This is a genomic window from Streptomyces sp. NBC_00209, assembly GCF_045206345.1.
GTDB lineage: Bacteria > Actinomycetota > Actinomycetes > Streptomycetales > Streptomycetaceae > Streptomyces.
On record NZ_CP108121.1, the window covers coordinates 4,715,102 to 4,740,745 of the forward strand.

At 69.9% G+C, this 25,644-nt stretch carries 21 protein-coding genes; 8 read left to right on the forward strand and 13 right to left on the reverse strand.

Annotation, left to right across the window (positions count from 1 at the left end):
- Window positions 1–15: 15 nt before the first annotated feature.
- From OG867_RS21495 to OG867_RS21505, 3 genes are read right to left on the reverse strand one after another with little or no spacing between them, the layout of a single operon-like run.
- Window positions 16–942, reverse strand: a complete 927-nt coding sequence (locus OG867_RS21495; protein ID WP_406287610.1) for a carbohydrate ABC transporter permease — start codon at window positions 940–942, stop codon at window positions 16–18.
- Complete coding sequence (locus tag OG867_RS21500) at window positions 932–1,843, reverse strand: carbohydrate ABC transporter permease (protein ID WP_406287613.1); 912 nt, start codon at window positions 1,841–1,843, stop codon at window positions 932–934. The genes OG867_RS21495 and OG867_RS21500 overlap by 11 nt, the downstream gene beginning before the upstream one ends.
- Window positions 1,827–3,095, reverse strand: a complete 1,269-nt coding sequence (locus OG867_RS21505) for an extracellular solute-binding protein (protein WP_406287615.1) — start codon at window positions 3,093–3,095, stop codon at window positions 1,827–1,829. The genes OG867_RS21500 and OG867_RS21505 overlap by 17 nt, the downstream gene beginning before the upstream one ends.
- Window positions 3,096–3,196: 101 nt before the next feature.
- Here OG867_RS21505 and OG867_RS21510 point away from each other — a divergent pair, with 101 nt between their 5' ends.
- Complete coding sequence (locus OG867_RS21510) at window positions 3,197–4,372, forward strand: ROK family protein (protein ID WP_406287617.1); 1,176 nt, start codon at window positions 3,197–3,199, stop codon at window positions 4,370–4,372.
- A 63-nt stretch (window positions 4,373–4,435) separates the two neighbouring features.
- Here the strand turns inward: OG867_RS21510 and OG867_RS21515 are convergent, their stop codons facing one another.
- Window positions 4,436–4,927, reverse strand: coding sequence for a hypothetical protein (locus tag OG867_RS21515; protein ID WP_406287619.1), 492 nt, complete (start codon window positions 4,925–4,927; stop codon window positions 4,436–4,438).
- Window positions 4,928–5,112: 185 nt separating this feature from the next.
- On the opposite strand from OG867_RS21515, the gene OG867_RS21520 reads away from it, so the two are divergent.
- Window positions 5,113–5,529 (forward strand): hypothetical protein, encoded by a 417-nt coding sequence (locus tag OG867_RS21520; protein WP_406287621.1) that lies wholly within the window; start codon window positions 5,113–5,115, stop codon window positions 5,527–5,529.
- Window positions 5,530–5,660: 131 nt separating this feature from the next.
- The gene (locus tag OG867_RS21525; protein ID WP_406287623.1) at window positions 5,661–7,136 is read left to right on the forward strand and encodes a S28 family serine protease; all 1,476 of its coding nucleotides are present in this window, start codon (window positions 5,661–5,663) and stop codon (window positions 7,134–7,136) included.
- A 44-nt stretch (window positions 7,137–7,180) separates the two neighbouring features.
- Here OG867_RS21525 and OG867_RS21530 read toward each other — a convergent pair whose 3' ends face one another.
- The 3 genes from OG867_RS21530 to OG867_RS21540 all read right to left on the reverse strand — a co-directional run bounded on the left by OG867_RS21530 (window position 7,181) and on the right by OG867_RS21540 (window position 11,144).
- Window positions 7,181–9,031, reverse strand: coding sequence for a glycoside hydrolase family 3 protein (locus tag OG867_RS21530; protein WP_406287625.1), 1,851 nt, complete (start codon window positions 9,029–9,031; stop codon window positions 7,181–7,183).
- Window positions 9,032–9,224: 193 nt separating this feature from the next.
- A complete protein-coding gene (locus OG867_RS21535) occupies window positions 9,225–10,013 on the reverse strand; it encodes a sugar phosphate isomerase/epimerase family protein (protein WP_406287627.1) in 789 nt (262 codons plus the stop codon).
- 66 nt (window positions 10,014–10,079) lie between these two features.
- A complete protein-coding gene (locus OG867_RS21540) occupies window positions 10,080–11,144 on the reverse strand; it encodes a LacI family DNA-binding transcriptional regulator (protein ID WP_018105982.1) in 1,065 nt (354 codons plus the stop codon).
- Between the two features lie 118 nt (window positions 11,145–11,262).
- Between OG867_RS21540 and OG867_RS21545 the strand changes: the two genes are divergently transcribed.
- Genes OG867_RS21545 through OG867_RS21555 form a run of 3 tightly spaced genes read left to right on the forward strand, consistent with a single transcriptional unit; the run spans window position 11,263 to window position 14,421 of the window.
- Window positions 11,263–12,414 carry a Gfo/Idh/MocA family oxidoreductase gene (locus tag OG867_RS21545; RefSeq protein ID WP_328900243.1) on the forward strand — a complete coding sequence of 384 codons (1,152 nt, stop codon included), beginning with the start codon at window positions 11,263–11,265 and terminating at the stop codon, window positions 12,412–12,414.
- Between the two features lie 37 nt (window positions 12,415–12,451).
- Window positions 12,452–13,597 carry a dihydrodipicolinate synthase family protein gene (locus OG867_RS21550; RefSeq protein ID WP_328900242.1) on the forward strand — a complete coding sequence of 382 codons (1,146 nt, stop codon included), beginning with the start codon at window positions 12,452–12,454 and terminating at the stop codon, window positions 13,595–13,597.
- Window positions 13,594–14,421 carry a sugar phosphate isomerase/epimerase family protein gene (locus tag OG867_RS21555; RefSeq protein WP_328900241.1) on the forward strand — a complete coding sequence of 276 codons (828 nt, stop codon included), beginning with the start codon at window positions 13,594–13,596 and terminating at the stop codon, window positions 14,419–14,421. Before OG867_RS21550 ends, OG867_RS21555 begins: the two co-directional genes overlap by 4 nt.
- A gap of 84 nt (window positions 14,422–14,505) precedes the next feature.
- Here the strand turns inward: OG867_RS21555 and OG867_RS21560 are convergent, their stop codons facing one another.
- The 4 genes from OG867_RS21560 to OG867_RS21575 all read right to left on the reverse strand — a co-directional run bounded on the left by OG867_RS21560 (window position 14,506) and on the right by OG867_RS21575 (window position 18,368).
- Entirely contained in the window at window positions 14,506–16,608 is a 2,103-nt protein-coding gene (locus OG867_RS21560) for a DNA methyltransferase (protein WP_406287630.1), read from the reverse strand.
- Window positions 16,605–17,366, reverse strand: a complete 762-nt coding sequence (locus OG867_RS21565; protein ID WP_406287632.1) for a hypothetical protein — start codon at window positions 17,364–17,366, stop codon at window positions 16,605–16,607. The genes OG867_RS21560 and OG867_RS21565 overlap by 4 nt, the downstream gene beginning before the upstream one ends.
- A 172-nt stretch (window positions 17,367–17,538) precedes the next feature.
- Complete coding sequence (locus tag OG867_RS21570; RefSeq protein WP_406287634.1) at window positions 17,539–18,075, reverse strand: hypothetical protein; 537 nt, start codon at window positions 18,073–18,075, stop codon at window positions 17,539–17,541.
- Window positions 18,072–18,368 (reverse strand): hypothetical protein, encoded by a 297-nt coding sequence (locus OG867_RS21575; RefSeq protein WP_406287636.1) that lies wholly within the window; start codon window positions 18,366–18,368, stop codon window positions 18,072–18,074. The genes OG867_RS21570 and OG867_RS21575 overlap by 4 nt, the downstream gene beginning before the upstream one ends.
- A gap of 78 nt (window positions 18,369–18,446) precedes the next feature.
- On the opposite strand from OG867_RS21575, the gene OG867_RS21580 reads away from it, so the two are divergent.
- Window positions 18,447–20,765, forward strand: coding sequence for an ATP-dependent RecD-like DNA helicase (locus OG867_RS21580; protein ID WP_406287638.1), 2,319 nt, complete (start codon window positions 18,447–18,449; stop codon window positions 20,763–20,765).
- Window positions 20,766–20,894: 129 nt separating this feature from the next.
- A complete protein-coding gene (locus OG867_RS21585; protein ID WP_328900235.1) occupies window positions 20,895–22,193 on the forward strand; it encodes a citrate synthase in 1,299 nt (432 codons plus the stop codon).
- 533 nt (window positions 22,194–22,726) lie between these two features.
- On the opposite strand, the gene OG867_RS21590 is transcribed toward OG867_RS21585, so the two are convergent.
- Window positions 22,727–25,126: a heavy metal translocating P-type ATPase gene (locus OG867_RS21590; protein WP_406287641.1), complete on the reverse strand. Its 2,400-nt coding sequence runs from the start codon at window positions 25,124–25,126 to the stop codon at window positions 22,727–22,729.
- 103 nt (window positions 25,127–25,229) lie between these two features.
- Window positions 25,230–25,538, reverse strand: a complete 309-nt coding sequence (locus OG867_RS21595) for a heavy-metal-associated domain-containing protein (RefSeq protein ID WP_406287644.1) — start codon at window positions 25,536–25,538, stop codon at window positions 25,230–25,232.
- Window positions 25,539–25,644 lie beyond the last annotated feature (106 nt).

The window sequence follows — 25,644 nt, forward strand, 5'->3', positions numbered from 1 at the left end:
CCTCCGGTTCATCCGCTACTTCACCGCGCCGGCGGTGACACCGTCGCGGAAGTAGCGCTGGGAAAAGGCGAAGATGGCCAGGACCGGCAAGGACATCAGCAGGATCACGCCCATGAGCAGGCTCCACTGCGTGCTGTTCTGCTGGTAGAAGACGGTCAGTCCGAGCTGGAGCGTCTGCATCTCGCTCGACCGCACCGTGATCAGCGGCCACAGGAAGTCGTTCCAGGCGGACTGGAACGCGAGGACGGTCACGACGGCGACGGCCGGGAGTGCCAGCGGCGTGTAGATCCGCAGGAAGATCCTCCACTCCGAGGCGCCGTCCACCCTGGCCGCCTGCCCGAGCTCACCCGGCAGGTCGCGGTAGAACTGCCGCATCAGGAAGATCGCGAGGGGCGAGGCGAGATGCGGGATCATGAGCGCGGCATAGCTGTCCAGCATGCCCAGACCTCCGCGCCCCAACAGATCGTTCCCGGCGAGCAGCGGCGCGTGGTTGACCATGATGAACAGGGGCACCATGACGATCTCGGGCGGGACGACGAGCAGTCCGATCAGGAGCAGCATGGCGTTGCGGGCGCTCTTGAGCGGGAGCCTCGCCAGCGCGTACCCGGCCATGCAGGACAGGGCGACCTGGCTTGCCGCGGAGACCGCCGTGACAAAGGCGGAGTTGAGGAAGAACCTGCTGAAGTCGGCGGCCACCAGGGCGTCGTGATAGTTGCCGAACGAGAGCCGCGACGGCACGCCGGTCGTCGACTCCCCGTGCGGGGTCAGGGATACGAGGACGATGTAGAGCATCGGGACCAGGTAGACCGCCGTCAGCAGCAGGGCCGCCGTGTAACGGGCGGCGCCGGCCCCCCTGGCACTCGTACCGCGGCCTCGCGGCGGGGCCGTGACCTTCGGGCGCGGGTCCGTCGCCGCACGGAGCGATGGGGTGTCAGTGGCCATGCCGAAGCCTCCTGTCGCTGATCTCCTGCTTGATCCGTACGGGGACCGCGACCGCGGCGACCGCGAGCAGAAGCAGTACGGAGACCGCGCATGCCCTGCCGAACTGCAGTGAGTTGAACGCGGCGTCGTACAGCGTGTAGACGACCGTCCGGGTGGTGTTGACGGGGCCGCCCTGAGTCATCACGTACGACTGCGTGAACATCTGCAGCCCGCCGAGGAACCAGGTGACGGCCACGAAGAACAGGGTTGAGGACATCTGCGGCACGATGACGTGGATGAGGCGCCTGAGCCGGCCGGCCCCGTCCATCTCGGCCGCCTCGATGAGATCGTGTGGCACGGCCTTCAGCCCCGCCAGCAGAATGATCATGAAGTAGCCCAGGTTCCGCCACAGCGACATGACGATGATCGACGGCATCGCCAGGTGGGTGCTGGTGAGGAAGTTGACCGGCCCGAGACCCACGGCCGGCATGATGGCGCCGAGCGGCCCGTTGACCGGATCGTAGAGCAGGGACCACAGCAGGGCTGTGGTCACGTACGACATGGCCTGCGGCAGGTAGATCACCGTGCGCATGGCGGGCCCCCCGATGAGGCGCCGGTTGAAGAGCATCGCGACGAAGAAGGCCACGACGACGCCGATGACCACTTGCCCCACCGCGAAGTACAGGGTGTTGAGCGCGGCGGTGCCGAACACCGGGTCGGAGAAGAGCGACCGGTAGTTCTCCCAGCCCACCCAGGTGGGGCGGGAGATCATGTCGTAACGGGTGAAGGACAGTACGGCGGCGAACAGCAGCGGGATGACGACGGTCAGCGCCAGGACGGCCATGGCCGGTGCGGCGAGCAGGCGGGCCGCTCGCCGTTGCCTGGCTTCGACGCCTGCGGCGGTATCAGGCATGGAGGTCATCGACCTTCCTGTCGATGGCCCGGAGTGTGCTCGTGACCGAGGCGGACCCGCGGATGGCGGGTTCGAGCAAGGTCCGCACCGTCGGGCCCAGTTGCATCATGACGGGGTTGACCGGTTGCGAGATCGCCCGATCCGCCGAGGTCAGGACTTGTCTGGCCATGGGGGTCAGCCAGGGGCGTGCGGCCAGGTCCCTGCGCGCCGGCAGGCTTCCGCTCAGACGGGCGAGACCGTCCTCGTTGGCCGCTCCGGCAAGGAAGGTGAGCAGGTGCCACGCGCCGTCGGCGTTCATGGTGTTGTCCGCGATGGCCAGCTTGTCGAACCACGCGACGGGCTGCGGAAGGGAATCCGCGTCAGGCTTCAGGGCGGGGCCTGCGGCGATGTCGTCGGCCACGCGTGGATCGTTCGCCTCCGCGTTGTGCTGGATCGACCAGCCGCCGAGCGTCAGCGCACATCTGCCGCTCACCAGAGGGTGAGGGCCGTTGCCGGAGTAGACCAGATTCGCGTCGGCCAGGCCGTGCCGGAAGGTGTCGGCGAGAAATTTCAGAGCGCGGTGTCCTGCCTCCGAGTCGAATGAGGCGTTCCCCGCGTCGTCCCAGTACCGGCCGCCCGCCTGGAGGAAGAGCTGTGCGAACGCCTGCTGCAGGCCGACGGACTTGTCGAGGCCCCAGAAGATCGGTGTGCGCGTCACCCCCTTCGCTTTGAGCTTCTCGGCGGTCCGGCGCAACTCGTCCCAGCTGGAGGGGGATGAGCCGATGCCGCCCGCGTCGAGCATGTCCCGGCGGTAGACGCAGGTGCGTACATCCATCATGACCGGCACCGCGTAATTGCGTCCCCGGTACATGCCGTCGGCGAGGCCGGCCGCGGGGAGTTGCGCCCGGCCCGCCCAGCGCTTCACCCGGTCGGTGATGTCGAGCATGACGTGCTTCGAGGCGAGTGCCGCGGTCCAGATGCCCCCGACCATGAAGACGTCGGCGAGGGAGTTCGATGCCGCGCCGGTGGTGACCTTCTGGAATGCTGAACCCCAGTCGGACGTCTGGAGTTCGACATCGAGACCGCTGCTGTCGCGGAAGGCGGGCAGCATCTTCTTGTCCAGGAGCCGGACGAGCTGGGGCGGTGGGCCGAGTACGAGGAGGCGGAGAGTGTCCGGGGAAGGGGCGTGGGGAGAGGTGCATCCGCCGAGGGCCGGCCAGATCGCCGCGCCTCCGGCCTTCATCAGCCCCCGCCGGGATATGCCGGTGGAGCGCGTGCTCATTCTGGAGCCTCCGGTCCGAGTCCGTGTGACTTAATGACAGCATGTCATTTTGTATCAGCGGTGGTATGGCATGGACAAGGTGTCCCGCGAAAGGAGAAGAGATGAGTCAGACCTTGTCGCAGCGGGATCTGCGCTCGCACAACCAGCTGACGGTCCTGCGCTGCATCCGTGATCACGGCCCGTTGTCACGGGCTCAGCTCAGCGACCGGCTGGACATCACGCGTACGGGCGTGGGGCGGATCGCCGCGTCGCTGATCGAGGAAGAGGTGCTCACCGAGGTCCACTCGACGCCTGCCGGCGCCATGGGCCGTCCGCACGTACTCCTCGACTTCTCCCCGACGCGCTGGGCTGCCGTCGGCCTGGACATGAGGGTGGACCGCACCCGGGTCGCCGCCGCGGACCTGCGCGGCAGAATCCTGGCGGAGGAGACGTTCGACTTCGTGGTCCCACCCAGCCCGGAGGCGGCCGCACAGGCCCTGTCGTGTGCGTACGAGCGGGTGGTCTCCCGGATCGGCCACACGGTGCGCGGAGTCGCCGTGGCCATTCCCGGGCAGTTCTCCGACGACCGGCGGACCGTCGTGAGCTCCCGGTTCCTCGGCTGGCAGGACGCACCGTTCGCCGACCTCTTCGAGGCGCGGCTGGGGCGGGCCTCCGTGGCGTACCGGCAGGTTCCCGAGTGTGCCGCGCTGGCCAACAGCCGTGACCCCGCGGTCGGCGAGGTGGACCGGCTGCTGCATCTGCAGGTCGGCCTGGGTACGGGGATATCCCTCACCCGGGGCCGCGACCTGGAGGCCCGACTGCCCGCCGGGTGGGGATCGACGGGGCACATTCTCCTCGGAGACCTGACGGACCGGTGCCGCTGCGGACGCCGGGGCTGCCTTGAGGCGTCGGCGGGCTTCGCCGCCTTCCGCAGGGCCACCGACGACTGCGGCGTGCCCTTCGGTGACGGCCCGCACGCCCAGCAGGAATACGCCGCGGCCATCGGCCGGCTCGCCGTGAGCGATACCCGGGCGCGGCGCGCGGTCGAGCGGCTCGCCGATGTGCTGGCCCGTGCCCTGACCGTACTCATCGACCTGATGGGGCCGCAGGCCGTGACGGTGGGCGGCTATCCGCTCGCCATCGGCGCACCTCTCGTCGCATCGCTGGACCGGGCACTGGGGGAGTGGTTCCGGGGTGACTCCCCACTGCGCTGGACGAGCCTGGGCGACGAGGCGTCCTCGCAGGGCGCGATTCTGGTAGCCGTCGACCAGGCACTCAGCGGGGGGCGCGTGCCGTGATGCCGGCCATCGGCGGCGTGCGTCCCACGCCCCGCGAGCCCGGCATGACCCGAAGGACAGGCCCTACGCGTCGTCGCGGATCGCCGAGATCTTCCCGGTCGCGAGGTCCGAGCGCACCGTCAGGTAGGTGTACGTGGGGTCCTGGGGCGATCCCCAGGTGAGCCGGACCGTGGACCAGGTGTGACCGGCGCCGCTGTGGCCCGGGGTGACCAGGTGGTCGGCGGGGACGTCCTGGGCGAGGAGCACGCCGTCCGCGTGGTTCGACGTCTCCCAGCCTGCGAGGCGGTCGCGCAGTTCGGGGGTGAGGTAGAACCCGCGCAGCGCGGTGGCGAGGTCCCCGCCGTCCTCGGCGGCCACCGCGTCGATGTACGCGCTGTAGAAGTCGTCCACCAGCCGGGACTCCTGGGTCGCGGTCTCGTCGGTGACCGTCGCCCCGGCGGCCGCCTCGCGCGGGGCGGCCGTGGCGGTGGCGGGCACGGCGACGGCGGCGGCGAGGAGCGCGGAGGCGAGCAGCGTACGACCGGCGGTGCGCCGGGCGGATCGGGTTCGGGTCATGACGGTTTCTGCCTTTCATGGTGGTCTGTCCTGTCGGGCTCCATGGTGGGCCGCCCCCGCCGCCGCAGGTGTCGGGCCCGCCGGATGCAACCTCCGGATGGCCTCCCGCGTCGTACGCAGGTACAGGCATATGCGCCCAGGTGTCGGGTAGAGGCGCGGATGTTCGATGAAGCGATGGGGCTGCTGTGACCAGAGGGACCGAAGGACACGCCCGGGGCGCGCGGCGAGGGCTCCGCCGCCATGCCGTGGTCCTCGCCCTGGCCACCTCCTTCGCACTGATAACCGGCGGGGCGGTCGCGGGGAGCGCGAACGCCGCCTCGGTCTGCGCGGGCCGCCCGAAGAAGACGGTGAAGTTCGCGACGGGCGAGCTCCGCGTCTACAAGTCCCGCGCCTACGCCTGCGTCACCGCCGTCGCCGCCAAGCCCGGCAAGCGCCGCCCCATGTCCGTGACCATCCAGCCGCGCGGCGGCCTCCCCGTCACGGACAGCGGCCGCTTCACGCAGCTGGCGGGCCCGGTGACCGTCCACGCCCTGAACCGGTGCGTGCGGGTCTCCGGCACCGTCGACGGCAAGGGCGCCCGCACGGGCTGGATCCTGTGCTGACCGAGTGACAGCTCCCCGGACCCGGCAAGGGGGTCTGGTGATAGGTGTGTTGCCCCGCTAGGTTCACCGCGTCAGCTGTGGACCAAGAGCCGTCTCGCGGGACTCCGGAGACGGCTCAGGGGAGGACACGCATGCGTAAGGCGCTCAGAGGAATCCTGTCGCTCGCGGTGCTCATCGGCACGGTGAGCGCGACGGGTGCCTCGGCCGGGGCGGCCACCGCCGCCGTACCGGCCCCGCTCGGTACCGCCGTGAGCGACAGCGGAACGAGCACGGACATCAAGGACCGCATCCTGGCCATCCCAGGTATGAGTCTCATCGAGGAGAAGCCCTACGCGGGCTACCGCTACTTCGTCCTCAATTACACCCAGCCCGTCGACCACCGCCACCCGTCCAAGGGAACGTTCCAGCAGCGGATCACCCTGCTGCACAAGGACACCTCGCGTCCCACGGTCTTCTTCACCGGCGGCTACAACGTCTCCACCAACCCCAGCCGCTCCGAGCCCACCCGGATCATCGACGGCAACCAGGTCTCGCTGGAGTACCGCTACTTCACCCCCTCCCGGCCCTCGCCCGCCGACTGGTCCAAGCTGGACATCTGGCAGGCGGCCAGTGACCAGCACCGCGTCTTCACGGCGCTCAAGCGGATCTACTCCGAGAACTGGCTGACCACCGGCGGTTCCAAGGGCGGCATGACCGCCACCTACTACGAGCGCTTCTACCCGAAGGACATGGACGGCGTCGTCGCCTATGTCGCCCCCAACGACGTGGTGAACGACGAGGACTCGGCGTACGACCGGTTCTTCGCCCGCGTCGGCACCAAGGAGTGCCGCGACAAGCTCGGGGGCGTACAGCGCGAGGCCCTGATCCGCCGTGCGCCGCTGGAGGAGAGGTACGCGCGGTACGCGGCCGACAACGGGTACACCTTCGACACGGTCGGCTCGCTGGACAAGGCGTACGAGGCCGTCGTCATGGACTACGTGTGGGCGTTCTGGCAGTACAGCCTGCTCGCCGACTGCGACAGCCTCCCGGCCGACGCGAAGAAGGCGACCGACCAGGAGATCTGGGACTCGGTCGACGCGATCTCCGGCTTCTCCGCCTACGCCGACCAGGGCCTGGCCAACTACACCCCGTACTACTACCAGGCGGGCACCCAGCTCGGTTCGCCCGACATCAAGCAGCCGTGGCTCGGCAAGCTCAGCCGCTACGGCTACCAGCCGCCGCGCACCTTCGTGCCGCGCTCCATCCCGATGCGGTTCCAGCCCGGGGTGATGCGGGACGTCGACAGCTGGGTGAAGCACCACGCCACGCACATGCTGTACGTCTACGGCGAGAACGACCCGTGGGGCGCGGAGCGCTTCCGGCTCGGGGCGGGCGCCCGTGACAGCTACGTCTTCACCCAGCCCGGCGGGAACCACGGTTCCAACGTCGCCGGTCTGGTGCCCTCCGAGAACGCGACGGCCACGGCCGCGATCCTGCGCTGGGCGGGCGTCGCCCCGGCCGCCGTCCAGCAGGACGAGTCCAAGGCGAAGCCGCTCGCGAAGTTCGACGCACGACTCGACAACAAGGACCTGACGACCGACCACCGCCTCGGCGTCCGGCGCCCGTGAGGTGATCCTGCCCCGGTGGCCGCGGCCACCGGGGCAGGAGGTGCTCAGTACTTCAGCCCGTACCCCACCGGGTACAGCACCTTCGACGGGTCGTCCGCCCGTTGCACCGGCACCGGGAGCCTGCCCTCCGGCCGGGCCCGGCCCGCGATCACCCGGGCCGCCGCGCGCAGTTCGACGTCGGTCCAGGAGTACGCGGCCAGGTGCGCCTTGTGCCCGGTCCCCGCCAGCTGCGCGATGTCGTACGGATTGCGGATGGCGACCGTGATCACCGGGACGCCCGTCGCGGCCAGCGCGCTGACCAGGGTGCGCTGCGAGCTGGTCGCCGAGACGTTGTACGTCCCCACGACCACCGCGTCCTTGCCCCGCGCCGCCGCCACCGCCGCGTCGATGGACGCCTGGGTGGGCGCGGTCCCGGTGGACAGCGCGGTCGCGGCGAAGCCCAGCTCGTTGAACGCCTCGGCCAGCGTCGTCGTCGGCGGACCCGTGGTGCCCGAGGGCGAGGCCGGGTCGGCGCCCACCACCAGCAGGTTCCGGTGCGAGCGGCGCGACAGCGGCAGCAGCCGGGCCTCGTTGGCCAGCAGGGTCGTCGTGTGCTCGGCGATCCGGTCGGCGGCGGCCAGATGCGCCCGGGTGCCGACCGTACGGTCCACCCCGCGACCGGAGACGAACGGCTGCTCGAAGAGCCCCAGCTTCGTCTTCAGGCGCAGGACGCGCAGGATCGATTCGTCCAGCCGGGCCTCGCTGACCTCACCGCTCTTGACGGCCGCCAGCAGCGCGTTCCACGAGACCTCCAGGCTCGGCGGGTTCAGCAGCTGGTCCACGCCGGCCTGGAGCGCGAGCACCGGAACCCGGTCGTCCCCGTACTTCGTGCGCACCCCCTCCATGCCCAGCGAGTCGGTGACCACGACCCCGTCGTAGCCCAGCTCCTCGCGCAGGATGCCGGTGAGGATCGGCTTCGACAGGGTCGCCGGGTCCTCCGCCGGGTCGAGCGCGGGCACCACGATGTGCGCGGTCATGATCGAGTCGATGCCCGCCGCGATGGCCGCCCGGAACGGGGGCGCGTCCAGCTCCGCCCACTGCTCCCGGGTGTGGCCGATGACCGGCAGGCCCGTGTGGCTGTCGGTGCTGGTGTCGCCGTGGCCCGGGAAGTGCTTGGCCGTGGAGGCGATCCCGGCGCTCTGATACCCCTTCACCTGAGCGGCGACCATCTCCGCCACGGACTGCGGGTCCGAGCCGAAGGAGCGGACCCCGATGACCGGGTTGGCCGGGTTCACGTTGACGTCGGCGTCCGGCGCGTAGTTCTGGTTGATGCCGATCGCCGCCAGCTCGGCGCCCGCGATCTGCCCGGCCCTGCGGGCGTCGGAGTGCGAACCGCCCGCGCCCAGCGCCATCGCGCCCGGCATCAGCGTGGCGGGCTCGCCCACGCGGCAGACGATGCCGTGCTCCTGGTCGGTGGAGATCAGCAGCGGCACGCGGGACGGGCCCGCGAGGCCCGCGCGCTGGATGCCGTTGGAGAGCTCGGCGATCTGGTGCGGGTCGCGGGTGTTGTGCGCCCAGGCGAAGTAGATGATCCCGCCGACGTGGTACTTGGCGATCATCTCGGCGGCCGTACGCACCCCGATCTCGGCGAGGTTGGCGTCGATGTCGGCCTGGTCGGGGTCGGTGGCGGAGTGCCCGTAGACCCGCATGACGAAGAGCTGGCCGACCTTCTCCTCCAGGCTCATCCGGGAGATGAGCCGCTTCAGCCGCCGGGTCGTGGCGGCGGAGGTGTGACCGCTGTGCGCGGAGCCCTGGGAGGCGAGGGCCCCCGGGGCGGTCGCCATGCCCGCTGCCGCCGCGACGGCGGTGGCGGCGGTGGCGGTGAGGAGGGTGCGTCTGGAGGTGCGGTGGTGCACGTGAGCTCCTTCGGCCGTTCTCGGTGACGAGGGGGTGAAAGAAACTTCCAAGGAGCACGGATATCCAGAAAATAACTTCCGGTCAAGGGTGCGGGCCGTTTCGAGCGCGTCCCTTCCGGTCATCGTGTGCCGGGACGACCGGCTCGCACCCCGCCGCGCGCCCGCCCCGGCACCGGCACCCGTCTGAGACCGCTTACTGCTTGGGCGCGCCCAGCCGCAACAGATGCTCGCGCCCCGCGCCCAGCAGCCCCGGCAGCTCCGCCGCCTCCGGGTACCAGCGCTTCTCGTACTCCCAGCAGACCCAGCCGTCCGGGTCCAGCGTGTCCAGGCACGCCCGCAGCGGCAGCACCCCGGCCCCGAGCGCGAGCGGCGTGGTGTCGTCCGCCGACGCGATGTCCTTCACCTGCACGTAGCCGAGGTGCGGGGCCAGCACCGCGTGACTGGCCACCGGCGCCTCGCCCGCCAGCCAGGTGTGCATGACGTCCCACAGCGCACCGATGTTCTTGTGCCCCACCGTCCCGGCCACCCGGGCCACATCGGCTCCCGCCCGGTGCGAGTCGTGGGTCTCCAGGAGCAGGTGTACGTCCAGGTCGGCGGCGTACGGAGCGGCCGCCCCGAGCCTGCGCGCGGCGGTCGCGTCGGCCTCCGCCGGGTCTTGGTCGCTGCCCCCGGGGAACACCCGGACGTAGGACGCGCCCAGGTCCCGGGCCAGCTCGGTCAGCGCGGCCAGCTCGTCCAGGACCGGCTGGTCGTAGCCCTCGGCGGCGACCTTCGCGTACCCCGCCACGCCCAGGATCTCGACCCCGCCGCGCTCGAACTCGGCGCGCGCGGCGGCCCGTTCGGACTGCCCGAGGCCCAGGTGTACCGGCTCCTCGGGGTGGGCGCGCAGCTCGACCCCCGGGTAGCCGTTCCCGGCGGCCAGCCGGACGACCTCGGGCATGGGCAGCCCCGGCACCCCGAGGGTGGAGAAAGCGAGCTTCACTGCGTGTTCCTTCCGTCGTTCACGAGGGCGGGCGCCCTCACGTGTACCCAGGCACCGGACTCGGACTCACCCCCGGGGCGCCGCCGTCGAGCCGCGCACCATCAGCTCGGCCGGGATCAGCGCGATGCCGCCCGGCGGCGGGTCCTCCTTGCCCATGGCCAGCCTGCCCGCCCGGGCCCCCGCCTCGACCAGCGGCAGCCGTACCGTCGTGAGGGCCGGGACCACGTCCACCGAGAACGGGAGGTCGTCGAAGCCGGCCACCGAGATGTCCTCCGGGATGCGCAGTCCCCGGTCGCGGATCGCCGCCGCCGCGCCGAGCGCCACGGTGTCGTTCGCGGCGACGACCGCGGTGATCTCCGGTTCGCGGCGCAGGAGTTCGACCGTGGCGTCGTAGCCGGAACCCCGGTCGTACGAGCCGTGCACGGTCAGCCGGTCCTCGTCCCCGGCCGCCCCCGCCGCGCGCATCGCCTCGCGGTGACCGGCCAGGCGGTGGCGGGTGGTGGTCCGTTCCAGCGGGCCCGCGACATAACCGATGCGGCGGTGGCCCAGGGAGAGCAGATGGGCGGTGAGGCGCCGGGCGCCGCCCTGGTTGTCGAAGGCCAGCGCCGCCACCACGGACGCCCCGTCCGGCAGCGGGGGCCGCCCGCAGAGCACCACCCGGGTCCCCGCCTCCGCGAGCTTCGCCAGCTTCGCGGCCATCGCCACCTGGTGCTCCGGGTCCTCCACCGCGCCCCCGGTGAGGACGACGGCGGCGGCGCGCTGGCGCTGGAGCAGGGTGAGATAGGTCAGCTCGCGGGCGGGGGAGCCGCCGGTGTTGCAGACGACCGCCAGTTTCTCGCCGCCCGCCCGGCCGGACCCGTCGCCGGGCCCGCCGATCTCGGTCTGCGCGGCGCCCGCCATGATCCCGAAGAACGGGTCGGCGATGTCGTTGACGAGGACGCCGACCAGGTCGGACGTGGCCGCCGCCAGGGCGCTGGCCTGCCCGTTCAGCACGTAGTCCAGATCGTCCACCGCGCGCAGCACCCGTTCCCGGGTGGACGCCGCCACCGGGTAATTGCCGTTCAGCACACGGGAGACGGTGGCCGGGGACACCCGGGCGCGGGCCGCCACGTCCGCCAGGGTGACTGTCATCGCTTTCCTCCGTGGCCGGTGACCGATTGACGGGCCCCCTCTTGTCCGGGCCGCTGTCGGCAGGCTAGCGTCATCCCGCATAGAAAGCGCTTGCTACGGCTGTACGGAGGGAACTTTCGTGACACGCAGGACAGTGCGCATCGCCATGAACGGCGTGACGGGACGCATGGGATACCGGCAGCACCTGGTGCGCTCGATCCTCGCGATCCGCGAGCAGGGCGGCCTCGACCTCGGCAATGGCGACGTGCTGTGGCCGGAACCGGTCCTCGTCGGCCGCCGTGCCCACGCCCTGGAGGAACTGGCCGCCCGCCACGGCCTGACCGAGTGGTCGACCGACCTGGACGCGGTCCTCGGCGACGACACCATCGACATCTACTTCGACGCCCAGGTCACCCAGGCCCGGGTGGAGGCGATCAAGAAGGCCGTTGCCGCGGGCAAGCACATCTACACCGAGAAGCCCACCGCCACGGACGTCGAGGGCGCCCTCGACCTGGCCCGGCTGGCCCAGGAGGCCGGCATCAAGCACGGCGTCGTCCAGGACAAGATCTTCCTGCCGGGCCTGCTGAAGCTGAAGCGCCTCATCGACGGCGGCTTCTTCGGCGAGATCCTGTCCGTGCGCGGCGAGTTCGGCTACTGGGTCTTCGAGGGCGACTGGCAGGAGGCGCAGCGTCCCTCCTGGAACTACCGCGCGGAGGACGGCGGCGGCATCGTCGTGGACATGTTCCCGCACTGGGAGTACGTGCTCCACGAGCTGTTCGGCAAGGTCACCACGGTCCAGGCGCACGTCCAGACCCACATCCCGGAGCGCCGGGACGAGCGCGGCCAGCCGTACGCGGCGACCGCCGACGACGCCGCCTACGGCATCTTCCAGCTGGAGGGCGGCGCGGTCGCCCAGATCAACTCCTCCTGGGCGGTCCGGGTCAACCGCGACGAGCTGGTCGAGTTCCAGGTGGACGGCACCCACGGCTCCGCCGTCGCGGGCCTGCGCAACTGCCGCGTCCAGCACCGCTCGGCCACCCCGAAGCCGGTCTGGAATCCGGACCTGCCGGTCACCGAGTCCTTCCGCGACCAGTGGCAGGAGGTCCCGGACAACGCGGTCTTCGACAACGGCTTCAAGGCCCAGTGGGAGCTGTTCCTCCGCCACATCGTGCTGGACGAGCCCTACGCCTGGGACCTGATGGCGGGCGCCCGCGGCGTGCAGCTCGCGGAGCTGGGCCTGAAGTCCCACGCGGAGGGCCGCCGCCTGGACGTCCCGGAGCTGTCCCTGTGACCCGCCGCCTCCCTTCCGCCCCCCAGGAGCCGTCACCGTGACCATCCCTCTCCCGCAGGGCCCGTACGAACCCCGGGCCACCCCGCTGGACCTCACCCCGACGGGCACGCCGCTCGCCTCCCGTACGGTCTTCTCCGCCGCGCACGTCGTCGCCGACCCGTACGCGGACGTCACCCCGGACTCCCCGGCCGCCGTCGACTGGGACGCCACCCTCGCCTTCCGCCGCCACCTCTGGGCGCACGGGCTGGGCGTGGCCGAGGCCATGGACACCGCGCAGCGCGGCATGGGCCTGGACTGGGCGGGCGCCGAGGAGCTGATCCGCCGCTCGGCCGCCGAGGCCAGGTCGGTCGGCGGCCGCATCGCCTGCGGCGTCGGCACGGACCAGCTGCCGCCCGGCCCGGCGACGCTCGCCGAGGTGCGCGCGGCCTACGAGGAACAGCTCGCCGTGGTCGAGGAGAGCGGCGCCCAGGCCATCCTGATGGCCTCCCGCGCACTCGCCGCCGCCGCACAGGGCCCCCAGGACTACCTGGACACGTACGCCCATCTGCTGCGCCAGGCCACCGAGCCGGTCGTCCTGCACTGGCTGGGCCCGATGTTCGACCCGGCGCTCGAAGGCTACTGGGGCTCCACCGACCTGGACCTGGCAACCGACACCTTCCTCCAGGTCATCGCGGAGCACCCGGACAAGGTCGACGGCATCAAGATGTCGCTGCTCGACGCGGAACGCGAGATCGACGTGCGCCGCCGGCTCCCCAGCGGGGTCCGCTGCTACACCGGGGACGACTTCAACTACCCGGAGCTGATCGCGGGCGACGACCGGGGCTTCAGCCACGCGCTGCTCGGGATCTTCGACCCGCTGGGCCCGCTGGCCGCGCACGCGGTACGGGTGCTGGACACGGGTGACACGAAGGGCTTCCGCGAACTGCTCGACCCCACGGTCGAGTTGTCCCGGCACCTCTTCCGGGCGCCGACGCGCTTCTACAAGACGGGCGTCGTCTTCCTCGCCTGGCTGGCGGGCCACCAGGACCACTTCACGATGGTGGGCGGCCTCCAGTCGGCCCGCTCGCTCCCGCACCTGGCGAAGGCGTACGCACTCGCCGACGGGCTCGGCCTGTTCCCGGATCCGGACCTCGCGGAGTCCCGGATGCGGGCGTTCCTCACGGTCAACGGAGGCACCCGATGAGCGACGGCCGTCTCTCGATCAACCAGGAGACCATCAAGCAGTGGTCGCTGCCGGAGCTGGCCGAGGGCTGTGCGAAGGCGGGTATCGACAAGGTGGGCCTGTGGCGGGCCCCGGTGCAGTCGTACGGGGTCGAGGCGACGGCCCGGTTGCTGTCCGACCACGGCCTGACCGTCACCAGCCTGTGCCGGGGCGGCTTCCTCACCGCCCTGGACCCGGCGGAGCGCGCCCGCGCCCTGGACGACAACCGCGCCGCCCTTGACGAGGCGGCGGGCGTGGGCACGGACACCCTGGTCCTCGTCTCGGGCGGCCTCCCGGAGGGCAGCAAGGACCTGTACGGCGCCCGCGAACGCATCGCGGACGCCCTGGCCGAGCTGGCCCCGTACGCGGCGGAGCGCGGGGTGCGCCTGGCCATCGAGCCCCTGCACCCCATGTTCGCCTCGGACCGCTGCGTGGTCTCGACGCTCTCCCAGGCCCTGGACCTCGCCGAGCGCTTCCCGGCCGACCGGGTGGGCGTGGTCGTGGACACGTACCACCTCTGGTGGGACGACCAGGCCCCCGCCCAGATCGCGCGGGCCGGTGCGGCGGGCCGCATCCACTCCTTCCAGCTCGCGGACTGGATCACCCCGCTCCCGGCCGGCGTCCTGCTCGGACGGGGCCAACTCGGCGACGGCAGCGTCGACTTCCGCTTCTTCCGCGAGGCGGTGGAGGCGACGGGATTCGACGGCCCGGTCGAGGTGGAGATCTTCAACGAGGCGCTGTGGGCGCGGGACGGCGCGGAGGTCCTGACGGAGGTGGCGTCCCGCTACGCCGAGCACGCCTGCTGAATCCACCCCGCCCCGGGGCCCGCCTGTGCGGTGCGGGTCCCGGGGCGGGGTGGTCGACGAGGCGGGGTGGTCGACGAGGCGGCCCTAGCGGCCGCCGCTGCCCGAACCAGACCCCAGCAGCTTCTCAATGCTTTCCGTTGCAAGGGAGTCCACCTGCGCGGCGACTGAATCATCAAGGTCCACGCCCGTGGAAGCGAGGTAGGCCAGAAGCGCCCCGCGAACAACCGACCTGACGTCGCCCGCCCCCACATCGACCTGAGCGTCCCGAAGGTCTGTCAGCTCCCTCAGGGCGGTTGTCAGGGCTTCCTCCACCGACGCATGTGGATTCGCGGCTCCGTCGACGGCTCGGCGGCACACCACAACGCTGTCGAGATTGGAGGGCTCGCGGGCTCCCGCCTTGACGACACTGGTCGTCATCTCGCCCTTCACCGGTTGGACGGCCGTCACGATCCACCCGGAGCGGCGCAGCGACTCGACCACCTGCACCCACCCGCTGATCCGGGCCTGATGGAAAGTGAAGGCCAGCAGACCACCCGGTTTCAGGACGCGCGCCGACTCGGTCCACACGGCCTCCAGCGCCTTCCCGAATTCAACTGGGTCAGCGTTCTGGACCTCGCCCACTCGACGGGTCGTTGTCGCGTCGGAATATCCGGTGTACGGCTGCATGCACTGGAGCCACGCATGAAAGAAGTCCGCGAGCTCCGCGTAGTGGACATTGTCCATGTAGGGCGGATCGGTGATGATGAGGTCGATCGCCCCGTCAGGGATATCTGTCTGCGCCGAATTTTTGGTGGCAACGTAGGCTGCCTGCTCTTCGGCCGAGACGAAAGATGCCCACGAGTCCGCAATGCTCGCGCCGACCGGCTGAGAAACTCCGGAGATCCGCTCGATCGCTGCGCCTTGGTAAATAAGGTCTGCAGGCTTCTTCTTGTACTCGTGAGCGCGTCGCAGACGACTCTTGAAGAGAGTCGAGAACGCGCCGGAGGACTGCGGCGTGCCCCAGGGGTGCGCCTCCAGTGGAGTCCGCTCCGGTTTGAGGACGTGATGGCTGAACATATGCCGGACAGCCCCTGTCCCCTCACCCTTGAACGATGTGAACAAATTATTGAACTCAAGCGTCCCTGAAAACAGTGCGCACAGTGCTTCGCGTTCGGGAGCTGATCCGGCGAGGTCGCGAATGGCCGTCGCAATCAGCGAGAGAGAGACCAGCTGACGTGCGTTGAAGAAGTCGCGCCATTCCCGGAAGTTCCATTTCAGGGCCTGGTCGGTACTGTTGCCGGGAGCCAGTCGGCCGCGTGGAAGCACTGCGGACTGTGATAGCCCTGCAAGAGTCGCTACACATTCGTCATAGAGATCGCGGTCCCAGTCGGTGATGCCTTCATAGCTCTTCGAACCGTCCGAGTTGGCCACCATTTTGGCGTACATCTCGTATGCGGGGGGCGCCCCGTCCAGGGCGTCCAGAACCTTGAAGATGTGACCGTTTCCGCATGTAGAAAAAGAGCCCCGCACTGCGCCGCGCTGAGTGATGAGGTGGCCCTCTGGGCATGTCTCGGTGACGAAGTCGTATCGACTCTCCTTAATGGAGAGACATTCGGGGCAAACAATTTGTGCTTTGGGAACTCGCCTCGGGTACGCGTTCTTGGAGAAAACTGGCGAGTCGAACAGGCGAACTTCTGTGGAGCACTCCGGGCACCCGAGGGTTGCGACCCAGAAGTAGTAGAGGACAGTTCGCCCGTCCTCTGCTCGGTGGAGTCGGTCTACCTCGGATCGGCAGGCCGATTCGACCTCTCTGTAGGCAGTCTCCAGAGACCCGAGATCCCACGGCTGGATGGCTTGGCGTTGAACGAGCGTTGCCACGGGGTTGATATCGAAACAAACAGCCTTGGCGCCGAGCTTGAGAACTTCCACGCCGGTCACGCCCGAACCTGAGAACGGGTCGAGCACGATGGCTCCCGCCAGGTCGAGCGACGATCCGTAGGCTTCTGCGGCGTCAGTTCCATCAGGTGTCGTCGCCGACGCAATGATTCCCCGAAACACGGTGCCGAGGCGCTTTGCCCACCACTTGTGCGTGCTGGTGGCCGGCCGGTGCACTTCCTTGCGCCAGGATTCCTTCGCGCCGATGCCGCTGAGCATCGCTGCCGGAAAGTTTGACTCCAGGCTGGTGCGCTGCGGTACTACGAACGTCACAGTCGACCGCTTACAAGGGAAACCGATTTGGATTCGCCCGCCCCGTGCGAACGATATGCTCGGAAACTGTGGACCTTACCCGCATGGGGATTCGGTGCCTTGTGCGTCACCATCTCATTGGTTTGAAGGTTGAACTCGTACGACACGACGACCTCGTCAGCCTCGGGCCGGTCAAATTCACCCACCTGGACAAGGGCATCCGACTGCAACGCGAACTCAGTAGGCACGATCAGGGTTGCGAGCCCTGCGGTTCCAGAAGTCAGCGCGAAGGGAGTGGGCACGACGTACATTTTTCGATCGCGGACCAGGATGTCACCGTACGAGCCGAAACCACGGAACGACTTGTTTTTGTGGAGATACTCGCTGTCGGCATTGAGGAAGCTGCCATGGCACACCACCAGATCGACAACGGGGTACTCCTCGACGCCGCGCTCTGCTTTCGGGTAGCGGCCGAACACGTAGAAGACCTCACGGCCGCTGTGGTTGCCGGTGGGCACCTGGGAGTTCGAGTCGTAGTCCGCCTCGCGGCCGGGAAATTCGAGCCCCTTGACCTCGTACCCTTCCGGGTGGTGGATCAGCCGGAAGTCCGGATACGTGTTACGGCCGGGACTGTCGTATGCGAGCCCGCATGCATCTATGCGAGCCTGCACCCAATTCTGGAAGTGGTACTCCTTGTCGCTGGCGGAGACTCGCTGAATCAAGTCACCGTCCGCGCGAGCGCGTTCGCACTCCAAGAATACCTGTTCGACCGCGCTCATTGGCACCCTCTGTCACCCTCGATAGCTCAGCGTCCGTTCTGGCCGCCTTTCGCGGCGACAATGTCCCGAGGTTACAGAACAAGCACCCATGCATGGACGCGTGCCGGCAGATCGGACCCGGACCTTGCTGAGCGCTTCCCGGCCGACCGGGTGGGACGGGGGTGGCGTCCCGCTACGCCGAGCACTCCTGCTGAATCCGCCCCGCCCCCGGGCCATAACGGCCGGGGGGACCGCCAAGTCGGACGGCGACGGCCGAGACGTCGGCGGCCGGCAACGTGGCGGCGTATGCCGCGATGCCATCGGTGTCCGAGGCCAGTACGGCGCCGCCGCCGTGGACCGCCGCGATGAAGACAGCCAGGGCGTCCACCGGGTCCGGGCGCTTCTCGGGAGGCAGGGCGGCCGCGCCGACCATGTCGCCGACTATTTTCCAGTGCTCGATGGTCATGCCTGCCGCGCAGGGCAGGCAGTGCGGCACCTGGTCCGCGGTCAGCCGCGTCCGGGCCGCAGGGAAGACGAAGACGTCGGCGAGAAGGCGCTTCCACGCGTAGGCGGTTTTCGGGCTCGTCCGCCACGCCTGCGACAGGGCGGGACCGGGGACGATCGGCGGGTGGCCGCCCGTGACGACGAAGCCCTTGTGCAGGGCGTGTGCTCGTTGGTCCTGGCTCACCAGCGCCATCGGCATGCCGGTGTCGTAGACGACGACACTCACGCGGCGGCCTCACCCCGTGAAGGGCGGCCGAGGATCGCGTCGACCTCCGCTTGTTCCGCGTGGGTCAGCGCGATGTCGTCGCCTGCCCAGGCCCCGGTACCCGCCTCCTCCTCGGCTGCCGCGCGCGCCTCGTGGAACGGGGCGAAGACCTTCTTGACGCGGTCCTGCTGGTCCATTTGCGCCTGTGCGGCAATCGCCAGAAAGGTCGAGACGTCGAGCCCGGCGGCGGCATGGTGCTTGAGCCGCTTGCGGACCTCTCCCGGCATGCTGACGGAAAAGCGTTCAGTGGCCATGCCAGTACGGTCACACCCGGTGTTACGGGGCGTCCGGTGCGCGGCCGAGTTGTCACCCCGCCCGGGTACCGTCTCCCCATGGCCTCCCCACCCCACGCCCCCAACCTGGCCGTCCTCGAAGGCGTCCTCGAACGGATCACGTACGCCAACGAGGAGAACGGGTACACCGTCGCCCGCATGGACACCGGGCGCGGGGGCAACGATCTGCTCACCGTCGTCGGGGCGTTGCTCGGGGCACAGCCCGGGGAGTCCTTGCGGATGGAAGGGCGTTGGGGGTCCCACTCGCAGTACGGCAAGCAGTTCCACGTCGAGAACTACACGACCATCCTCCCCGCCACCATCCAGGGCATCCGGCGCTACCTCGGCTCCGGGCTGATCAAGGGCATCGGGCCGGTGATGGCCGACCGGATCACCACCCACTTCGGGGTCGACACCCTCGACATCATCGAGCGCGAGCCCAAGCGGCTCGTCGAGGTCCCCGGCCTCGGGCCCAAGCGGACGAAGATGATCGCCGCCGCGTGGGAGGAGCAGAAGGCGATCAAGGAGGTCATGGTCTTCCTCCAGGGCGTCGGCGTCTCGACGTCCATCGCCGTGCGGATCTACAAGAAGTACGAGGACGCCTCGATCTCCGTCGTGAAGAACCAGCCCTACCGGCTGGCCGCCGACGTCTGGGGCATCGGCTTCCTGACCGCCGACAAGATCGCCCAGGCCGTGGGCATCCCGCACGACAGCCCGGAACGGGTGAAGGCCGGGCTGCAGTACGCGCTGTCGCAGTCCACCGACCAGGGCCACTGCTTCCTGCCGGAGGAACGGCTGATCGCGGACGCGGTGAAGCTGCTCCAGGTGGACACCGGGCTCGTCATCGAGTGCCTGGCGGAGCTGGCCGAGGAGCCGGAGGGAGTCGTACGGGAGAAGGTGCCGTCGCCCGAGGGCGGGGAGCCGGTCACGGCGGTGTATCTGGTGCCGTTCCACCGGGCGGAGATCTCGCTCGCCGCCCAGGTACGACGGCTGCTGCGGACGCCGGACGAGCGGATGCCCGCCTTCGCGGACGTGGACTGGGACAAGGCCCTGAAGTGGCTCGCGGGCCGGACGGGCGCCAAGCTGGCACCCGAGCAGGAGGCCGCCGTGCGGCTCGCGTTGAGCCGGAAGGTCGCCGTGCTGACCGGCGGTCCCGGCTGCGGCAAGTCGTTCACGGTCCGGTCCATCGTGGAGCTGGCCCGGGCCAAGAAGGCCAAGGTCGTGCTGGCCGCGCCCACCGGCCGGGCCGCCAAGCGGCTCTCGGAGCTGACGGGGACCGAGGCGTCCACCGTGCACCGGCTGCTCGAACTGAAACCGGGCGGCGACGCGGCGTACGACAAGGACCGCCCGCTCGACGCCGATCTGGTCGTCGTGGACGAGGCGTCGATGCTTGATCTGCTGCTCGCCAACAAGCTCGTGAAGGCGGTGGCACCGGGTGCCCACCTGCTGCTCGTCGGCGATGTGGACCAGCTGCCGTCGGTGGGGGCGGGGGAGGTGCTGCGGGACCTCCTCGCCGAGGGCGGCCCCGTGCCCGCGGTCCGGCTGACCACGATTTTCCGCCAGGCCCAGCAGTCGGGCGTCGTCACCAACGCGCACCGCATCAATTCCGGAGTACCGCCCCTCACCCAGGGGCTCAGTGACTTCTTCCTCTTCGTGGAGGACGAGACGGAGGACGCCGGAGTGCTCGCGGTGGACGTCGCGGCCCGCCGTATTCCGGCCAGGTTCGGGCTGAACCCGCGCCGGGACGTCCAGGTGCTCGCCCCGATGCACCGGGGCCCGGCCGGGGCCGGACATCTCAACGGTCTGCTCCAGCAGGCGATCACCCCGGGCCGGCCGGACGTGCCCGAGAAGCGGTTCGGCGGGCGGGTCTTCCGCGTCGGGGACAAGGTCACCCAGATCCGCAACAACTACGACAAGGGCGAGAACGGCGTCTTCAACGGCACGGTGGGCGTCGTCACCGCCCTCGACCTGGACGAACAGCGGCTGACGGTCCTCACCGACGAGGACGAGGAGATCGGCTACGACTTCGATGAGCTGGACGAGCTCGCCCACGCGTACGCCATGACGATCCACCGTTCCCAGGGCAGCGAGTACCCGGCCGTCGTCATCCCCGTGACGAGGAGTGCCTGGATGATGCTCCAGCGCAACCTGCTCTACACCGCCGTGACCAGGGCCAAGAAGCTCGTCGTGCTGGTCGGCTCGCGGCAGGCGATCGGCCAGGCGGTCCGCACGGTTTCCGCAGGAAGACGCTGTACGGCGCTGGATCACCGGCTCCGCGGTGGCGGCGACGGAGGATCGTCGGTAAAAATGATCGATCAAATCGGTGGGAAACATCACGGAGGTCTTCCGGAACCGCAGTCAAGGGGGCAGGATGGCTAAGTTCGCGGCACTCAGTGCCGCGAGTAGGTCCAATGGACGACCCCGAGTGCACTCTCCTGAGCCAAATGGGGGAGGGTGGAGACAGTCAGGGAACCTCGAAGAAGAGGCACTACGTCGGTGAGGGATGACGTGAGCGAGCACACCAACAACGCTGTGGTACTGCGGTACGGCGATGGCGAGTACACCTACCCGGTGATCGACAGCACCGTCGGCGACAAGGGCTTCGACATCGGGAAGCTCCGGGCGAACACCGGCCTGGTGACGCTGGACAGCGGATACGGCAACACCGCTGCCTATAAATCGGCCATCACCTACCTCGACGGCGAGCAGGGCATCCTGCGCTACCGCGGCTACCCGATCGAGCAGCTCGCGGAGCGTTCGACCTTCCTTGAGGTCGCGTACACGCTGATCAACGGTGAGCTTCCCAAGGTCGACGAGCTGTCGACCTTCAAGAACGAGATCACCCAGCACACGCTGCTGCACGAGGACGTCAAGCGGTTCTTCGACGGCTTCCCGCGCGACGCCCACCCGATGGCCATGCTGTCCTCGGTCGTCAGCGCGCTGTCCACGTTCTACCAGGACAGCCACAACCCGTTCGACGAGGAGCAGCGCCACCTCTCGACCATCCGGCTGCTCGCCAAGCTCCCGACCATCGCCGCGTACGCGTACAAGAAGTCGATCGGTCACCCGTTCGTCTACCCGCGCAACGACCTGGGCTACGTCGAGAACTTCCTGCGCATGACCTTCTCGGTCCCCGCCCAGGAGTACGAGCTGGACCCGGTCGTCGTCTCGGCGCTCGACAAGCTGCTCATCCTGCACGCGGACCACGAGCAGAACTGCTCGACCTCCACCGTGCGCCTGGTCGGCTCCTCGCAGGCGAACATGTTCGCCTCGATCTCCGCCGGCATCTCGGCGCTCTGGGGCCCCCTGCACGGCGGCGCCAACCAGTCGGTCCTGGAGATGCTGGAAGGCATCCAGGCCAACGGCGGCGACGTCGACTCCTTCATCCGCAAGGTGAAGAACAAGGAGGACGGCGTCCGCCTGATGGGCTTCGGCCACCGGGTGTACAAGTCCTTCGACCCGCGCGCCAAGATCATCAAGGCCGCCGCGCACGACGTGCTGTCCGCCCTCGGCAAGTCCGACGAGCTGCTGGACATCGCGCTCAAGCTGGAGGAGCACGCGCTCTCCGACGAGTACTTCGTCTCGCGCAACCTCTACCCGAACGTGGACTTCTACACGGGCCTCATCTACCGCGCGATGGGCTTCCCGACCGAGATGTTCACCGTGCTCTTCGCGCTCGGCCGGCTGCCCGGCTGGATCGCCCAGTGGCACGAGATGATCAAGGAGCCCGGCTCCCGCATCGGCCGCCCGCGCCAGATCTACACCGGCGAGGTCCTGCGCGACTTCATCCCGGTCGAGGGCCGCTGAACATCCCCTCACGCATCACCCGGCCCTGACTGACGCCGGACCCGCGCCCCCTCCCGCCGCGCCCTCGCCCCGAGCGACGCGGCGGGCGGGGGCGTCGGGCGTTTCTGGGGGCGTACGGGGGTGCGCCAGGCGCGTACGCCGGGGCGCGCGCCGTCCGGGAGCGCTCCCGCGTAAAAGAAGAAGCGCCTCGCCATCGATCCCCCCACGGGCCGACAGCGAGGCGCTTCCCATGTCCCGGAGCGGATTCCCCCCACGGGATCCGGCCGGGCGTTCAGTGGGAGCCGTAGCTCCTGGGCTGGGTGCCTCGGTACTGCTTGTCCTGCTGCTGTGCTGTGGTCTGCCGGGGTACGTACCGACGGGAGGGCCGCTCAAAGCTCCCCGGTGTACGTGCCCCGGCCCACTCTTGCCCGGAGCATCCCCCAAGATGCTCCGTCGGACGTCCCCCAAGACATCCTTGGCATCGCACTCTAAGACTTACGAACCCATCGAATGGTTACCCTGAAACCGATGTGATCTGAATCTCATTGTGGAAATTACGTGAAGGACCGCAGGCGCAGGCTGTTCGTCACGACGAAGACCGATGAGAACGCCATCGCCGCTCCGGCAATCATAGGGTTGAGCAGCCCAAATGCCGCAAGGGGTAGGGCGGCCACGTTGTAGCCGAATGCCCAGAAAAGGTTGCCCCTGATCGTGGTGAGGGTGCGGCGGGAGAGACGGATGGCGTCTGCTGTCACCTTGAGATCTCCACGAACCAGGGTCAGGTCGCTCGCCTCGATCGCGGCATCGGTGCCGGTGCCCATGGCCAGGCCCAGGTCGGCGGTGGCCAGGGCGGCGGCGTCGTTGACCCCGTCGCCGACCATGGCGACGACCCGTCCCTGCCCCTGGAGACCCCGGATGACGTGCGCCTTCTCCTCCGGCAGCACCTCGGCGCGGACCTCGTCGATCCCGGCCTCGCGGGCCACGGACTCCGCCACGGCGCGGTGGTCACCGGTCAGCAGGATCGGGGTGAGGCCGAGTTCCCGGAGCGCGGCGACGGCCTCCGCGCTGGTGTCCTTGATCGCGTCGGCGACCTCCAGGACCGCGCGCGCCTCGCCGTCCCAGGCGACCGCGACGGCCGTACGCCCTTGAGCGGCGGCGTCCGTGACGGCGGCGGCCAGAACGTCGGGGAGGGTGATTCCGGCCTCGGTGAGCAGCCGGGGGCGCCCGACGAGCACGGTGTGGCCCTCGACGGTGCCCCGGACGCCGAGCCCGGGGACGTTGGTGAAGTCCTCGGGGGCGGGGAGGGGTGCGCCGGTGCGTTCGGCGGCTCCGGTCGCCACCGCCTGGGCGATGGGGTGTTCGGAGGCGTGTTCCAGGGCTCCGGCGAGGCGGAGGGCGTCGGATTCGGTGGTTCCGGGGGTCGTGTGGACGGCCTGGAGGGTCATGCGGCCCGTGGTGACCGTGCCGGTCTTGTCGAGGACGATCGTGTCGACCCGGCGGGTGGACTCCAGGACCTCGGGGCCCTTGATCAGGATGCCGAGCTGGGCGCCGCGCCCCGTACCGACCATCAGCGCGGTCGGGGTGGCGAGGCCGAGGGCGCAGGGGCAGGCGATGATCAGGACCGCCACGGCCGCCGTGAACGCGGCCGTCACGTCGTCGGTGGCCAGCAGCCAGCCGATGAGCGTGCCGAGCGCGAGGAGCAGGACGACCGGGACGAACACCGCCGAGATCCGGTCCGCGAGGCGCTGCACCTCGGCCTTGCCGTTCTGCGCGTCCTCGACCAGCCTCGCCATCCGGGCCAGTTGCGTGTCCGCGCCGACGCGGGTCGCCTCCACGACCAGGCGGCCGGAGACGTTGAGCGTCGCGCCGGTCACCGCGTCGCCCGCGCCCACGTCCACGGGGACGGACTCGCCGGTGAGCATGGACGCGTCCACGGCCGAGGAGCCCTCGGCCACGGTGCCGTCCGTGGCGATCTTCTCGCCGGGGCGGACGGTGAAGCGGTCGCCCACGACGAGCCGGGCGACGGGCACGCGGACCTCGGTGCCGTCGCGCAGGACGGTGACGTCCTTGGCGCCGAGGTGCATCAGGGCGCGCAGCGCGGACCCGGCCCTCCGCTTGGACTTCGCTTCCAGGTAGCGGCCCAGCAGGATGAAGGTGACGACGCCCGCCGCGACCTCCAGGTAGAGGGTGGACGAGGCGTCGGTCCGGGAGGCCGTCAGGTCGAAGCCGTGCCGCATGCCGGGCATTCCGGCGTCCCCGAGGAACAGCGCCCACAACGACCAGCCGAAGGCGGCGAGCGTCCCGACGGACACCAGGGTGTCCATGGTCGCCGCGCCGTGCCTCAGGTTGGTCCAGGCGGCCCGGTGGAAGGGCAGCCCGCCCCAGACCACGACGGGCGCGGCGAGGGTGAGCGAGAGCCACTGCCAGGAGTCGAACTGGAGGGCGGGGATCATCGCCAGGGCGACCACGGGGGCGGCCAGCACGGCGGAGACGATGAGCCGCTGCCGGAGGGCGGCGAGGGCGGGGTCGGGGGTGTCGGCGGGGTGCGGCGGGGCTTCCGTTTCCGGTTCCGGTTGAGATGCGCGCGGGGCGGGCCGCGGGGCCTGCGGGACGCCATCGGCGGCGGGCTCGGCGGCCTGCGGGGCTTCCGTGGTGGCGGCGGGCTCGGGGGCCCGTGCGGAAGCCCCGGGCAGCGGCTTCGCCGTATAGCCGGTCCTCTCCACCGTAGCGACAAGATCGCTTACGGAGACGGCGGCGCCGTCATAGCTGACGCGGGCCTTCTCCGTGGCGTAGTTCACGGTGGCCGTGACGCCGTCCATCCGGTTGAGCTTCTTCTCGACGCGGGCCGCGCACGAGGCGCAGGTCATGCCGCCGATCGTGAAGTCGGCCCGGGAGAGCTCCGCCTCCGGGGCGCCGGCCTCCGTCGCGCCGTGGGTGTCCGATGCGCTGTGCATGTCCGAGCTCCTGGAACGCCGACCGGGCCGTACCCCACCAGTATCCGCTGGTCGGTGCGGCCCGGCCGGGACGGGGTGTCGCGGGTGGGTGGTCCAGGGCCGGTCAGGCGCGCCCGGTGAGCTCGTAGCCCGCCTCGTCCACGGCGGCGCGCACGGCCTCGTCGTCCAGGGGGCCCTCCGAGACCACCGTCACCCGCCCGGTGGACGCCACGGCCTTCACCGAGGTGACACCCTCGATGGCGGAGACCTCCTCGGAGACGGCGCCCTCGCAGTGGCCGCAGGTCATGCCGGTCACCTGGTAGACGGTGGTGACGCCGGACTGCCCGGCGTCGGCGCCCGCGCTGTCGTGGCAGGAACCGCTGGGCGAGCAGCAGGAGCCGGTCGCCTGGGGGAGCTGGGTCTCGGCGGTCATGGTGATCTCCTCTTCGACGGGCACACGGGGCGGAGCGACGCACACCGGTGCGCCTCCACGGTCCCCACTTTATACCCCTAGGGGGTATGAAGCGAGTGAGGCCCGG